15 protein-coding genes are annotated in these 12,965 nt (G+C 32.1%); 10 read left to right on the plus strand and 5 right to left on the minus strand.

Annotated features, from left to right (window positions below; translation table 11 throughout):
• Nucleotide 1 precedes the first annotated feature (1 nt).
• Genes hisA through hisIE form a run of 3 tightly spaced genes read left to right on the plus strand, consistent with a single transcriptional unit; the run spans nt 2 to nt 2,109 of the window.
• Complete coding sequence (gene hisA, locus V8G56_RS11160; protein WP_395438534.1) at nt 2–736, plus strand: 1-(5-phosphoribosyl)-5-[(5-phosphoribosylamino)methylideneamino]imidazole-4-carboxamide isomerase; 735 nt, start codon at nt 2–4, stop codon at nt 734–736.
• Between the two features lie 15 nt (nt 737–751).
• A complete protein-coding gene (gene hisF, locus V8G56_RS11165) occupies nt 752–1,507 on the plus strand; it encodes an imidazole glycerol phosphate synthase subunit HisF (RefSeq protein ID WP_395438535.1) in 756 nt (251 codons plus the stop codon).
• Between the two features lie 8 nt (nt 1,508–1,515).
• Entirely contained in the window at nt 1,516–2,109 is a 594-nt protein-coding gene (gene hisIE / locus V8G56_RS11170) for a bifunctional phosphoribosyl-AMP cyclohydrolase/phosphoribosyl-ATP diphosphatase HisIE (protein ID WP_395438536.1), read from the plus strand.
• A gap of 59 nt (nt 2,110–2,168) precedes the next feature.
• Here the strand turns inward: hisIE and V8G56_RS11175 are convergent, their stop codons facing one another.
• On the minus strand, nt 2,169–2,603 hold the full coding sequence (locus tag V8G56_RS11175; RefSeq protein WP_395438537.1) for a hypothetical protein: 435 nt from the start codon (nt 2,601–2,603) through the stop codon (nt 2,169–2,171).
• 104 nt (nt 2,604–2,707) lie between these two features.
• Between V8G56_RS11175 and V8G56_RS11180 the strand changes: the two genes are divergently transcribed.
• The 3 genes from V8G56_RS11180 to V8G56_RS11190 all read left to right on the plus strand — a co-directional run bounded on the left by V8G56_RS11180 (nt 2,708) and on the right by V8G56_RS11190 (nt 4,995).
• A complete protein-coding gene (locus V8G56_RS11180; protein ID WP_395438538.1) occupies nt 2,708–3,484 on the plus strand; it encodes a tRNA pseudouridine synthase A in 777 nt (258 codons plus the stop codon).
• Nucleotides 3,485–3,677: 193 nt separating this feature from the next.
• On the plus strand, nt 3,678–4,232 hold the full coding sequence (locus V8G56_RS11185; RefSeq protein WP_395438539.1) for a hypothetical protein: 555 nt from the start codon (nt 3,678–3,680) through the stop codon (nt 4,230–4,232).
• A gap of 85 nt (nt 4,233–4,317) precedes the next feature.
• Nucleotides 4,318–4,995, plus strand: coding sequence for a DUF2461 domain-containing protein (locus V8G56_RS11190; protein ID WP_395438540.1), 678 nt, complete (start codon nt 4,318–4,320; stop codon nt 4,993–4,995).
• A 2-nt stretch (nt 4,996–4,997) separates the two neighbouring features.
• Here V8G56_RS11190 and V8G56_RS11195 read toward each other — a convergent pair whose 3' ends face one another.
• Nucleotides 4,998–5,414: a glyoxalase gene (locus V8G56_RS11195; RefSeq protein ID WP_395438541.1), complete on the minus strand. Its 417-nt coding sequence runs from the start codon at nt 5,412–5,414 to the stop codon at nt 4,998–5,000.
• Nucleotides 5,415–5,727: 313 nt separating this feature from the next.
• Here V8G56_RS11195 and leuC point away from each other — a divergent pair, with 313 nt between their 5' ends.
• From leuC to leuB, 4 genes are read left to right on the plus strand one after another with little or no spacing between them, the layout of a single operon-like run.
• Nucleotides 5,728–7,122 carry a 3-isopropylmalate dehydratase large subunit gene (gene leuC, locus V8G56_RS11200; protein WP_395438542.1) on the plus strand — a complete coding sequence of 465 codons (1,395 nt, stop codon included), beginning with the start codon at nt 5,728–5,730 and terminating at the stop codon, nt 7,120–7,122.
• A gap of 51 nt (nt 7,123–7,173) precedes the next feature.
• The gene (gene leuD, locus V8G56_RS11205) at nt 7,174–7,770 is read left to right on the plus strand and encodes a 3-isopropylmalate dehydratase small subunit (RefSeq protein ID WP_395438543.1); all 597 of its coding nucleotides are present in this window, start codon (nt 7,174–7,176) and stop codon (nt 7,768–7,770) included.
• Nucleotides 7,771–7,774: 4 nt separating this feature from the next.
• Nucleotides 7,775–9,295, plus strand: a complete 1,521-nt coding sequence (locus tag V8G56_RS11210) for an alpha-isopropylmalate synthase regulatory domain-containing protein (protein WP_395438544.1) — start codon at nt 7,775–7,777, stop codon at nt 9,293–9,295.
• Between the two features lie 18 nt (nt 9,296–9,313).
• Complete coding sequence (gene leuB, locus V8G56_RS11215; protein WP_395438545.1) at nt 9,314–10,372, plus strand: 3-isopropylmalate dehydrogenase; 1,059 nt, start codon at nt 9,314–9,316, stop codon at nt 10,370–10,372.
• A gap of 157 nt (nt 10,373–10,529) precedes the next feature.
• Here the strand turns inward: leuB and V8G56_RS11220 are convergent, their stop codons facing one another.
• The 3 genes from V8G56_RS11220 to V8G56_RS11230 form a co-directional block, all read right to left on the minus strand.
• Nucleotides 10,530–11,786 carry a mechanosensitive ion channel family protein gene (locus V8G56_RS11220; protein WP_395438546.1) on the minus strand — a complete coding sequence of 419 codons (1,257 nt, stop codon included), beginning with the start codon at nt 11,784–11,786 and terminating at the stop codon, nt 10,530–10,532.
• A 1-nt stretch (nt 11,787) separates the two neighbouring features.
• The gene (locus V8G56_RS11225; protein ID WP_395438547.1) at nt 11,788–12,078 is read right to left on the minus strand and encodes a DUF3817 domain-containing protein; all 291 of its coding nucleotides are present in this window, start codon (nt 12,076–12,078) and stop codon (nt 11,788–11,790) included.
• A 61-nt stretch (nt 12,079–12,139) separates the two neighbouring features.
• Complete coding sequence (locus V8G56_RS11230; protein ID WP_395438548.1) at nt 12,140–12,757, minus strand: YqaA family protein; 618 nt, start codon at nt 12,755–12,757, stop codon at nt 12,140–12,142.
• Nucleotides 12,758–12,965 lie beyond the last annotated feature (208 nt).

Consider the following 12,965-nt stretch of genomic DNA (forward strand, 5'->3'; position numbering starts at 1 on the left):
CATGAGAATAATACCTGCCATAGATATTATAGACGGAAAATGCGTTCGCCTGACACGAGGAGATTACGAAACAAAAAAGGTGTATAATGAAAACCCTCTGGAAGTTGCAAAAGCTTTTGAAGCTTCTGGTATAGAATATTTGCATTTAGTTGATTTAGATGGTGCCAAGGCTCATCATATTGTCAATTATAAGGTTTTAGAACAAATAGCCTCTAAAACAAGTTTGAAAATAGATTTTGGTGGTGGTCTTAAGGCTGATGAAGACATCCTTATTGCCTTTAATTCTGGAGCTAAACAAATAACGGGAGGTAGTATTGCTGTCAAAGACCCAAAAACCTTTGAATCATGGATTTCAAAATATGGAGCCACTAAAATAATTTTAGGCGCAGATAGCGATCATGGTAAAGTTTCAATAAGTGGATGGATGGAGAGAAGTCAAGAAGATTTAATACCATTTATTAAAGAGTATCAAAAAAAGCGTATTCAATATGTGATTTGTACTGATATTTCAAAAGATGGCATGTTAGGGGGGCCATCTATAGAATTATACAAACAAATTATTTCAGAATGCAGCAACAGTAGTTTTGGTCAATCCATTAAACTAATTGCCTCTGGAGGTATTTCATCAATTGAAGAAATACCTGTTTTAAAAGACATAGGCTGTGAAGGCGTGATCATAGGTAAAGCTATTTATGAGAACAGAATTAGTTTAAAACAACTTGAAAAATACGTATAATTCAAAGTTTAAAGTATGCTTACAAAAAGAATCATTCCCTGTTTGGATATAAAAAATGGCAGAACTGTAAAAGGGGTCAATTTTGTAGATCTAAGAGATGCTGGTAATCCAGTGGAATTAGCTAAGCAGTACGCTGATTTGGGTGCTGATGAATTAGTTTTTTTAGATATTTCAGCAACTTTAGAAGGCCGAGCAACCACTTTAGATATGGTGCTTCATGTGGCAGAGCAGGTCAATATTCCTTTTACAGTGGGTGGTGGTATTTCGTCAATAGAAGATGTAGACGCCTTATTACAATGTGGTGCTGACAAAGTTTCTATCAATTCTTCGGCTGTAAAAAGACCTGAATTGATTAATGAGTTGTCAAATAAATTTGGAAGCCAATGTGTGGTAGTGGCTATTGATGCCAAGCAAGTCGATAATCATTGGAAAGTACATTTAGCAGGCGGAAGTATTCCAACAGAACTTGACTTATTTGAATGGGCTAAGGAAGTTGAGCAACGTGGTGCAGGCGAAATTTTATTTACTTCAATGAATCATGACGGTACCAAAAATGGTTTTGCAAATGAAGCTTTGGCAAAATTATCTGAAGAGTTGAACATTCCCATTATAGCTTCAGGAGGCGCAGGTAATGTGCAACATTTTATTGACACTTTCAAGATAGGGAAAGCGGATGCGGCTTTGGCAGCAAGTGTGTTTCATTTTGGAGAAATAATGATTCCAGAATTGAAAAAAGAATTAAAAAATAATAACATAGAAGTACGATTATAATTTAAATCATGAAAATAAAATATAATAATGAAGGACTAGTGCCTGCTATCATACAAGATGCCAAAACAAAGCATGTTTTAATGCTGGGATATATGAATGAGGAGGCCTTCCAAAAAACAGTATCTACCAAGCAAGTGACCTTTTTTAGCAGGAGCAAACAGCGCTTATGGACAAAAGGAGAAGAAAGTGGAAATTTTTTACAACTTATAGATATTAAAAATGACTGTGATAATGATACCTTGTTAGTTCAGGCAAATCCTGTCGGACCTACTTGTCATAAGGGAAGTGATACCTGTTGGAATGAATTAAATAGTCAAAACTTTGGTTTTTTAACACAACTTGAAAGTGTTATAAAAAATAGGAAAGAAAATGCCGAAGCCGAAAATTCTTATGTCGCTTCACTATTTAAAAAGGGAATCAATAAGATTGCTCAAAAAGTAGGAGAAGAAGCCGTTGAAGTTGTTATTGAAGCAAAAGATGCCAATGATCACTTATTTTTGGAAGAAAGTGCTGATTTATTATTTCATTATTTAATATTACTTCAGGCAAAAGGATTTAAACTTGAAGATATTGTCCAGGTTCTTGAAAAACGGCACAAATAATTAAAATAAAAAAGACCTTAATTAATTAAGGTCTTTTTTATTTTAATACTACTTTCAGATCAATTCAACCAGCCGTTGGTGTCTACTTTTCTTGAATAATAAACCAAAAAAGCTCCTATAAATACTACCAAAATGGGCATTATTAAACCACCAGGGCCATATACTTCCAAAGATTTACTTAAGAATACATTATTGATCATCTGAACTACAATACCCGAAAAGGAAATTACTAATACAATTTTTGCCCATCGTTTTCTCAGTAATAACAATAAACATCCTAATGCCCCTCCCCAAACTGCCAAGGCGAAGGCAGCAGTAGCCCATGCGGGTACATCCAGATATATGGCTTGTTCAGGCTCAGGTAATGATTGTAAGGTCTCTTCAGACATAAATGCCTGAGCTAAATAGGCCAATACTCCTAACACATTCCAAAAAAGGGCAATACCACTTATAACCCAAAAACTTGTTGTAGGATTTTTTGTGTTTTCATTCATATAAAATAATTTTAGTTCGTTATTTTGTTATACAATTTATAAAATTTTTGTCATAATTGATAAAATAACTTACATTCAGTACATTTAAATTCCCTATCAAAGTTTTGAAAAAATACTACTATGTAATCACTGTTCAATTTTTAGGTTATCGTTTTCATGGTTGGCAAAAACAACCGCATGTAAAAACAGTACATTTGATGATTGATAAAACTTTAAAATTTATTTTAGAGAAAAAGTCCTTTAAAACACTTGGATCAGGAAGAACCGATGCGATGGTCTCTGCTCAAGAAGCAGCTTTTGAGCTGTTTTTACAGGAACCACTTGATGATTTTGACAATTTCATGGAATTATTCAATCAAAACTTACCACAGGATATTAGGGCTCTTAAAATTAGAGAAGTGGATCAAGATTTTAATATAATACAGAATTCAAAAATAAAAGAATACTTGTATTTATTTTCTCAAGGAAGTAAAAACCACCCATTTTGTGCACCTTTAATGACCACTATACTTGAACCTTTAGATATAGAATTGATGAAACAAGGGGCTAAATGTTTTGAAGGACATCATAACTTTAAAACATATGCTTTTAGAGCAACCAATGAAGGTGTTTATAATAGAACCTTAGAAACCTGTGAGTTATTTGAAAACAACCTGTTTAGTGCTAATTTTTTTCCTGAAAAAAGCTATATTTTAAAAGTAAAAGGCAAAGGTTTTATGAGAAATCAAATACGTTTAATGATGGGGGCCTTAATTAAATTAGGCAGAGGAGAAATTTCTTTGGAGTATATTGAAAACAGTTTGAAACCCGAAAGTGAAGAAATCATGGATTATATTGCGCCGGCTTCAGGGCTAATCCTAAATAAAATAGAATTTATATAGTTTTCATTTTAAACGCTCAAAGTTCCCGTTTTTTACTCAATTTATTATTTGTTATATGTGAATTTTGCAACTCTTAGCAAAAAACCTATAACAGATCAGATAGCTTATATAGCCATCTTTGTGGTAAGATATTTAGTTTAAGACTATAGGATCTAAATATTACTATATTAATTTAACTTAAAAAAACAAACAAATGAAAAATTTACTATTATTTCTAGCAATAATACTTTCAGGGAATTTATTTGCACAAGAAAAACCAAAAGAAGTAAAACAAGAAACTGAAGTAAAAACGATTACAACAAAAGACGAAAATAAAACTACCGAAAAGAAAATAAAAGTAGTAACTCGTGAAACAAATTCAGTTGAATTAGATGATAAGGATAAAAACAAAACTAACCAAGATCGTATCGAAGCAACTAAGAAAGTCAAAAAAACAGTTTTTATTGACAACGATAGTGACGATAATTATGATTTTTTAACAGAAGAAACTTACTATGTTTTAGGTGATGAAAAATATATGTTTACGCCAAATAAAAGAGGTTTTGATATTGCTTTTGATAAAAACAAAGAAAATAATAAATTTAATAAAGTTGGAAAAGCATGGACAACTAGTACCAATAACTATTATATTTTAAATGGAGACATGCACTCAGGGATTGGTTATTTTGATGCAAATGGAAATTTTGCTATTGAATACTATAATAAAGACACAGATGAAGTTGAAGTAAAAACATATATGAAAAATTAAGTTTTCAAATAATGTTAACTAAATACAAAAAGTCCCGAATGAATCGGGACTTTTTGTATTTTAGAAAAAAATATAATTACTAGATATGAATATTACTATTTCACCATCTGTATTTGACTTCTTAAAAAAATTAGAAAAAAATAATAATCGTGAATGGTTTAATGCACATAAAAAAGAGTTTAAGTCTATTGAAACCGATATCAAAAAAATTTACAATGTTGTTTTTGATAATTTAAAAACTCATGACGATGTTGATAAGGTTAAAATTTTTAGAATATATCGAGATGTTCGTTTCTCAAAGAACAAACAACCCTATAAAACCCATTTTGGGGGCTCTTTTCTTCGAGTAAAACCAGGTTTAAGAGGCGGTTATTATTTACATATTGCTCCAAATAATGAATCATTTATTGCAACAGGTTTTTGGGAGCCAAATAAAGAAGATTTACTTAGAATTCGAAAGGAGTTTGAAATGGATGATGAAGAAATTAGAAATATAATCAATGAGAAATCATTTAAAAATATTTGGGGAGATCTGGTTGGAGATGAACTTAAATCAGCACCAAAAGGTTTTAACAAAGAACACCAAGCCATTGATTTGATAAGAAAAAAACAATATATTTTCACAAAAAAATATACGGATACAGAAGTACTGGACGCTGATTTTTTATCAGACATCAATACGGCATTTCAAGCCATTCGCCCTTATTTTAATTATATGAGTGATGCCCTAACTACTGATTTGAATGGTGTTTCCTTAATATAAATCTAAACAGCGTCTAAAAATTCTGACCGAACAATCAATTGAATATTGCTAATTAATCTGTCTTTTACAATACCCATCATGCGTTTGTTTAAAGCCGAGGAATTTTGGATATAAATTAAATATTCATCAACTGTAAAAAAGCCAATAATAATGCCTTTCAATGAGTTTCTGAATTTAATATCTCTTTGAATAGAATTTTCAATATAGCTGATTTTCTTTTCAACAGTTAAATCATAAAATGAACATTTATATTTATTTACATAGTTTTTGAAAACTTCAATAAGTAAATCATTTTGGAGTTTAATGATTGGTCTTAGTACTATGTTTTGAAACCGTTCATCATTACTCATATTCTCATTTATTGTTGCCGTTAAAATTTCGGGTCGAATAGCTTTAAGGTCAGATTGTCTTGTGTTCATGGCGTTGGAATTTTTTTAAAATTATAAATTTATGAAGCTAAATGAATGGAATGCATTTATACTTTTTAACCAGTTTATTAACAAATAAAAAAAAGCACCTTTTAAATTTGTAAGCAAACAATCAATTCTATTGAGATAAAATCGATTTTTTCTCATTCCATTAATAATACTATAAAAATGTTGGAATAATTCTCGTAACATTTGCTATTATGATGAAAAAAGGGTTCATTTTTATAAATTTGCCATCCTAATGCTTGATCTAATGTAATTATTATTTTATGTTCAAGTTTCAATTTTAAATTTTTAGATTTTTATGAGCAAAACATTGTTTGACAAAGTATGGGATTCACACGTAGTTAGAAAAATTGAAGGTGGACCGGATGTATTTTTTATTGATCGCCATTTTATTCATGAAGTAACAAGCCCTGTGGCTTTTCTTGGATTAAAGAGTAGAGGCTTAAAAGTCATGTATCCGGAAAGAACTTTTGCAACGGCCGATCACAATACCCCTACAATTAATCAACATTTACCAGTTGAAGATCCATTATCTGCTAATCAATTAAAAGCTTTAGAAGATAATTCAAATGAATATGGAATAAGTCATTGGGGATTAGGACATCAAAAAAACGGTATTGTACATGTGGTAGGACCTGAAAACGGTATAACCTTCCCAGGAGCTACTATTGTTTGCGGCGATTCTCACACCTCTACCCATGGTGCTTTTGGTGCCATTGCATTCGGAATTGGTACTTCAGAAGTTGAAATGGTACTTTCTACGCAATGTATTATGCAACCAAAGCCTAAAAAAATGCGCATTAATGTGAATGGGCAATTAGGTAAAGGGGTTACTCCTAAAGATGTGGCTTTATATATTATTTCAAAATTATCTACTTCTGGTGCAACAGGTTATTTTGTTGAATACGCTGGTAATGTGTTTGAAAACATGACTATGGAAGGACGTATGACTGTTTGTAACTTATCTATCGAGATGGGTGCACGTGGTGGTATGATTGCTCCTGATGAAACCACTTTCGCTTACTTAAAAGGAAAACCATTATCACTTAAAGGTAAAGATTGGGATAAAGCCGTCGCTCATTGGAGAACATTAAAAACTGAAGAGGGCGCTATTTTTGATAAAGAATTAAATTTTAATGCTAGCGATATTGAACCTATGATTACCTATGGAACAAATCCTGGTATGGGTATGGGTATTTCAAAACATATTCCTAATGCAGATGCCATTGAAGGTGGTATTGCCACGTACAAAAAATCATTAGATTATATGGGTTACAATGAGAATGACTCTATGATCGGTAAAAAAATTGATTATGTCTTTTTAGGAAGTTGTACTAATGGCAGAATTGAAGATTTTAGAGCTTTTGCATCTATTGTTAAAGGAAAGAAAAAGGCAGATAATGTTACAGCCTGGTTAGTTCCTGGTTCGCATGAAGTAGAAGCTAAAATTCAGGAAGAAGGCATTTTGGATATTCTTACGGCAGCAGGTTTCACTTTAAGACAACCTGGTTGTTCTGCTTGTTTAGCGATGAATGATGATAAAATACCTGCTGGAAAATATGCAGTGAGTACTTCAAACAGAAACTTTGAAGGTCGTCAAGGCCCAGGGTCAAGAACCTTATTGGCCAGCCCATTAGTAGCGGCAGCCGCGGCTGTAACAGGCGTAGTAACTGATCCTAGAGACTTATTATAATCATTGACTTTTAATAAACATATCAACGATTAAACAATTAAACAAAACAAAATGGCATACGATAAATTTAAAGTTCTAACAAGTAAAGCGGTTCCATTACCATTAGAAAATGTCGATACAGATCAAATTATTCCCGCTCGGTTTTTAAAAGCTACGGAGCGTAAAGGATTTGGCGACAATTTGTTTAGAGATTGGAGATATAACAACGATAATACGCCTAAAGAAAGTTTTGTATTAAATAATCCTATTTATAGTGGCAAAATTTTAGTTGGTGGCAAGAATTTTGGTTCTGGTTCTTCCAGAGAACATGCTGCTTGGGCTATTTATGATTATGGATTTCGTTGTGTAGTATCAAGTTTCTTTGCAGATATTTTTAGAAATAACTGTTTAAATATAGGCGTTTTGCCGGTACAGGTTACTCCTGAGTTTTCAGAACAAATATTCAACGCTATTTATGAGGATCCAAATACTGAAATAGAAATTAATCTTCCAAATCAAACAATAACTATTCTTTCAACAGGAGCGCAAGAGTCTTTTGAAATTAATAGTTATAAGAAAGATAATATGCTAAATGGTTTTGATGATATTGATTATCTTCAAAATATAAAAGGTGACATTGAATCGTTTGCAAATAAGCTTTTGTTATAATTAAATGGCTTCCAGAAAAATTGAAATAATGGATACGACGTTACGCGATGGTGAACAAACCTCGGGTGTGTCGTTTTCTGCATCAGAAAAATTAACCATTGCAAAGCTTTTATTAGAAGAACTAAAGGTTGATCGAATTGAAATTGCCTCTGCCAGAGTTTCTGAAGGTGAATTTCAAGCAGTTAAAAGTATTACAAGCTGGGCGAGTAATAATGGTTACATTGATGCTGTTGAAGTATTAACTTTTGTTGATAATGGTGTTTCAATTAATTGGATGTTAGAAGCAGGAGCGAAAGTTCAAAACTTGCTTACAAAAGGCTCATTAAATCATTTAACTCATCAGTTAAAAAAGACTTCTAATCAGCACTTTAAAGAAATTTCAGAAACTATTGCGCTAGCTAAAGAGAAAGGGATTGAAACCAATGTGTATTTAGAAGACTGGAGTAATGGCATGCGCAATTCAAAAGCGTATGTTTATGAGTTTTTAGAGTTTTTAAAAACACAGCCTGTAAAACGAGTCATGCTTCCTGATACTTTGGGAGTCATAACTCCGGAAGAATCATTTGTTTTTGTATCAGAAATTAAATCAAAATATCCTAATATCCATTTTGATTTTCATGCCCATAATGATTATGATCTAGGTGTGGCAAATGCTATGGAAGCTTTAAAAGCAGGAGCCGACGGATTACATTTAACTATAAATGGAATGGGTGAACGTGCTGGAAATGCACCAATGGCAAGTACCATTGCAGTTATCAATGATTTTATGCCTTTTATTGAAATTGGAGTCAATGAAAAGGTTTTATATACCGTAAGTAAATTAGTTGAAAATTTTTCTGGAGTGATGATTCCGGCGAATAAACCAGTAATAGGAGCAAATGTATTTACGCAAACAGCTGGTATTCATGCAGATGGAGACAATAAAAAGAATTTATATTTCAGTGATTTGTTACCAGAACGGTTTGGAAGAACGCGCAAATATGCCTTAGGTAAATCATCTGGCAAAGCTAATATTCAAAAGAATCTTCAAGAACTTGGGCTGCAATTGAATGATGAAGATTTAAAGAAAGTCACGCAGCGCATCATTGAACTTGGCGATAAAAAGCAAGTAGTAACAAAGGAAGATTTACCTTATATTATTTCTGATGTGTTAGATTTTGCATATGAAGAAAAGGTGAAAGTGGAATCTTATGTATTAACCCATGCAAAAGGATTAAAACCATCTACTACGGTATCCATAACTATAAATGGTAAAACTTTTGAAGAAAACTCATTGGGTGATGGGCAGTTTGATGCCTTCATGAACGCCATTAGAATCATTTTCAGGAAAGTGGATATCATATTACCGAATTTAATTGATTATGCCGTTAGAATCCCTCCTGGAAGCCATTCAGATGCCTTATGTGAAACTATTATCACTTGGAAAAGTGTAGAAAAAGAATTTAAAACAAGAGGATTAGATTCCGATCAAACGGTTTCAGCGATTAAAGCCACTGAAAAAATGCTCAATATTATTATTAGTTAAGAAATTAAACATAAATACATGAAATTTAATATAGCGCTATTAGCCGGAGACGGTATTGGACCGGAAGTTATAGAACAAGCAGTAAAAGTAAGTGATGCGGTTGCTAAGAAATTCGGACATGAAATTACTTGGAAACCAGCATTAACTGGAGCGGCAGCTATTGATGCTTTTGGAGAACCTTACCCAGATTCAACACACGAAGTATGCGTGAATGCAGATGCTGTTTTATTTGGTGCTATTGGACATCCAAAATACGATAACGATCCATCTGCACCTGTAAGACCCGAACAAGGCTTATTAAAAATGCGTAAAAAATTAGGATTGTTCGCTAATGTGCGTCCAACATTCACGTTTCCATCATTAATTGATAAATCACCATTAAAAAGAGAGCGTATTGAAGGTACTGATTTAGTGTTTTTACGGGAATTAACAGGTGGTATTTATTTTGGTGAAAAGGGAAGAAGAGATGGTGGTGAAACTGCTTTTGACAACTGTGTTTATACACGATCAGAAGTACAACGTTTGGCTAAAAAAGGATTTGAGTTAGCTATGACGCGTTCTAAAAAGTTATGTTGTGTGGATAAGGCTAATGTATTAGAAACTTCACGATTATGGAGAGAAACTGTTCAAGCAATGGAAAAAGAGTATCCAGAAGTAAAAGTGAGTTATGAGTTTGTTGATGCCGTAGCGATGCGTTTGGTACAATGGCCAAACAGTTATGATGTATTAATTACCGAAAATCTATTTGGAGATATTTTAACGGATGAAGCGTCTGTAATTTCGGGATCTATGGGATTAATGCCATCGGCATCTGTTGGGACTGACAACCAATTATTTGAACCAATTCACGGGTCGTATCCTCAAGCAACAGGATTAAACATAGCTAATCCTTTAGCAACGGTGTTATCTGCAGCTATGATGTTTGAAATGGCATTTAATTTACCAGAAGAAGGTGCTGCTATTAGATCAGTCGTTAATAAAGCCTTGGCTGAAGGTATGGTTACTGAAGATTTAGCCGATGGTGGTAAGTCTTTTGGAACGAAAGAAGTAGGTGATTGGTTGGCGAGCAACCTATAAATAAAGATTATTTTATATTTTAAAAAAGCGAGCTTCATTTGAAGCTCGCTTTTTTTTATCTAAAGTCTATTGATAAGCCTTTATTTGATAAGACTTTTGACGGGAATTCAAATATAGAATTAGAAATAAAAAGCTAATTATTAAATAATTTGCTTTTTTAACTCTTTTGATGCATTATAAAACTTGAACCCGTTGGAAGTTCATAAACCTCTAAATCAAAATAAGGAACGGCGGCGATTAAGTGGTCAAATATATCCGACATGATATATTCATAATTTTCCCAACGCTTATCTGTACTAAAAGCATAAATTTCTAAAGGGATTCCTTGTGCCGTCGGCGCTAATTGCCTCACCATAATCATCATATCCTTATTGATGGCAGAATGCTGTTCAAGATAGGTTTGTGCATATTTTCTAAACACACCTATATTGGTGAGGTTTCTTCCATTTAAAGGTAATTCTTTATCAATTTTATGATTTGTATTAAAACCATTAATATCACTTTCACGCTTGTCTAAATAAGAAGTAATTAATTGAACTTTTTTTAGTCTATCTATTTCATCTTTAGTTAAATACTTAACACTATTTAACTTAATATTTAAAGCTCGCTTAATACGTCTGCCTTCAGAATTGACCATACCTCGCCAATTCTTAAAAGAATCTGAAATCAAGGCATAAGTTGGAATGGTAGTAATCGTTTTATCAAAGTTTTGAACCTTGACAGTTGCTAAATTTATTTCAATAACATCGCCATCAGCACCATACTTTTCAAAAGTAATCCAGTCGCCAATATGCACCATATCATTAATCGAAACCTGTATACTGGCCACAAATCCTAAAATAGTATCCTTAAAAATTAAGATAATAACCGCTGAAGCAGCACCTAGACCTGTAATGAAATTTATAAATGCAATTCCTGTTAGGATGGCAATGGCTGAAAAAACACCAATTACCCATGCAAAAATCATAAACACCTGAATGTAACTATCTATAGGTTTATCTTTTAGTTGTGGCAATGTTTTAAAATAATCTTTTAATGCGTTTAAAACACTGCGTACAATCCAAAGCGTTAATAAAATAGAAAAAGTTTTTAATCCCTTTTCTGCTATATTTTCATAATAATTAAAATCAGTAAGTACAATTGGCATTAATTCTATCATGAACAATAATGGAATGACATGAGCAATGTTTCTAGGGACTTTATTGGTGACTAATAAATCATCAAAATTCGTTTTTGATTTAGAAGCAAACTTTGTAAATATTTGAACTAATATTTTTCTAGTAATAAAATCAATAATCAATACAATAACAAACAAGGAAATCGCTAATGCCATCATATTAAGGTATTTAGCAGAAGTCTCTGAAAAATTGGCAGAAATCAAATAATCGTAAAGTAAATGCTTTATAGTGTCCATATTATTTTATGATATTTAAATACTTTCTATCTACATAAAAAGTTCCAAAAGGAATAATTGATGCTAATAAAACCGAATAAAATTGTGGCTTTGTCCAGTTAGTGTCCGTTTTAAACATAAATGCAATCACTATATAAGTTATAAAGAGCAGGCCATGAGGCATCCCTAACAATTTTACATATTTAGGGTCGCTTAAAAAATATTTTATTGGCGTCGCTATGAACAATAATAATATATATGACATACCTTCTAAAAAGGCCACTATTCTAAAGATATTTATAAATGATAACATCGGTTTATTTTTTTTGCAAAAATAGTATATAGATATTTAAAACACTGAATTCTACTTACAATTAAAAAACATGAAAAATAACTAATCCATAAATCAGGAATCTCACTAAACGCAAGGAGCCAAAAAGAATAACACTTTTAAAGGGAAATTCAATAATACCTGCAGCCATACAGGAAATAGAAAAGGGTAGAGGTAACAGAGCGCCGACTACAATTAAAAATCCTCCCCATTTCCTGGAGTTTTTAAGTTGTTTTTCCATTTTTTGTTCTAAATAGTTGTGTACAGAAGGAATTTTAGTAATCCCTATACCAATCCAATAAGAACAAAGTCCTCCAAAATAGCTCAAAAAAGATAAAATGCTTAGATAAAGCCATGGATGGTTTAATTTACCAGACCATGCAATAAAAATTTCTGGTGGAACCAGACCAAAAAAGGATTCTGAGGCAAAGAAAAATATCAATACTCCTGGTACAGGAAGCACTTCTGTAAGATGTACTAAACCTTTATCAATATTAAAAAACTTGTTTAACACAAATATAATGGAAACAATGACGATTATATAAGGCAATGCTTTTTTGATAGCCTGTCCTACAAACGTATAAAACCCGGTATAAGAGTAATACTGATGTAATAACTTTACACGCGATTTCTCCGATTTCAATTTAGTCTTCTGTTTCATTATTAATTTTCTTCTACAAGCGTGCAAATATAGTTTTATAAGATTGTTTAAAGGACCTTAATCGCATATTTAAGGAAAGTTTAATATTGTTTTAACAAACATCAAAATTCATCATGTATTATTTAACTACATATTTTTTTAAAGTTTTTAGATGATTTAAATCATTTTTTTATTACTTTAATGGAGTTAGTTTTATTTTCATAATAAT

Origin of the sequence: Gaetbulibacter aquiaggeris (assembly GCF_044003965.1) — a bacterium.
Classification (GTDB): Bacteria; Bacteroidota; Bacteroidia; order Flavobacteriales; family Flavobacteriaceae; genus Yeosuana; species Yeosuana aquiaggeris.

Excerpts from the sequence above, each read along its gene's own strand:
- V8G56_RS11175 (WP_395438537.1), bottom strand. The coding sequence starts at position 2,603 with ATGAATGAAAACACAAAAAATCCTACAACAAGTTTTTGGGTTATAAGT.
- hisA (WP_395438534.1), top strand. The coding sequence starts at position 2 with ATGAGAATAATACCTGCCATAGATATTATAGACGGAAAATGCGTTCGC.
- V8G56_RS11185 (WP_395438539.1), top strand. The coding sequence starts at position 3,678 with ATGAAAAATTTACTATTATTTCTAGCAATAATACTTTCAGGGAATTTA.
- hisIE (WP_395438536.1), top strand. The coding sequence starts at position 1,516 with ATGAAAATAAAATATAATAATGAAGGACTAGTGCCTGCTATCATACAA.
- leuD (WP_395438543.1), top strand. The coding sequence starts at position 7,174 with ATGGCATACGATAAATTTAAAGTTCTAACAAGTAAAGCGGTTCCATTA.
- V8G56_RS11190 (WP_395438540.1), top strand. The coding sequence starts at position 4,318 with ATGAATATTACTATTTCACCATCTGTATTTGACTTCTTAAAAAAATTA.
- V8G56_RS11225 (WP_395438547.1), bottom strand. The coding sequence starts at position 12,078 with ATGTTATCATTTATAAATATCTTTAGAATAGTGGCCTTTTTAGAAGGT.
- V8G56_RS11195 (WP_395438541.1), bottom strand. The coding sequence starts at position 5,414 with ATGAACACAAGACAATCTGACCTTAAAGCTATTCGACCCGAAATTTTA.
- leuB (WP_395438545.1), top strand. The coding sequence starts at position 9,314 with ATGAAATTTAATATAGCGCTATTAGCCGGAGACGGTATTGGACCGGAA.
- V8G56_RS11230 (WP_395438548.1), bottom strand. The coding sequence starts at position 12,757 with ATGAAACAGAAGACTAAATTGAAATCGGAGAAATCGCGTGTAAAGTTA.
- hisF (WP_395438535.1), top strand. The coding sequence starts at position 752 with ATGCTTACAAAAAGAATCATTCCCTGTTTGGATATAAAAAATGGCAGA.
- V8G56_RS11210 (WP_395438544.1), top strand. The coding sequence starts at position 7,775 with ATGGCTTCCAGAAAAATTGAAATAATGGATACGACGTTACGCGATGGT.
- V8G56_RS11220 (WP_395438546.1), bottom strand. The coding sequence starts at position 11,786 with ATGGACACTATAAAGCATTTACTTTACGATTATTTGATTTCTGCCAAT.
- leuC (WP_395438542.1), top strand. The coding sequence starts at position 5,728 with ATGAGCAAAACATTGTTTGACAAAGTATGGGATTCACACGTAGTTAGA.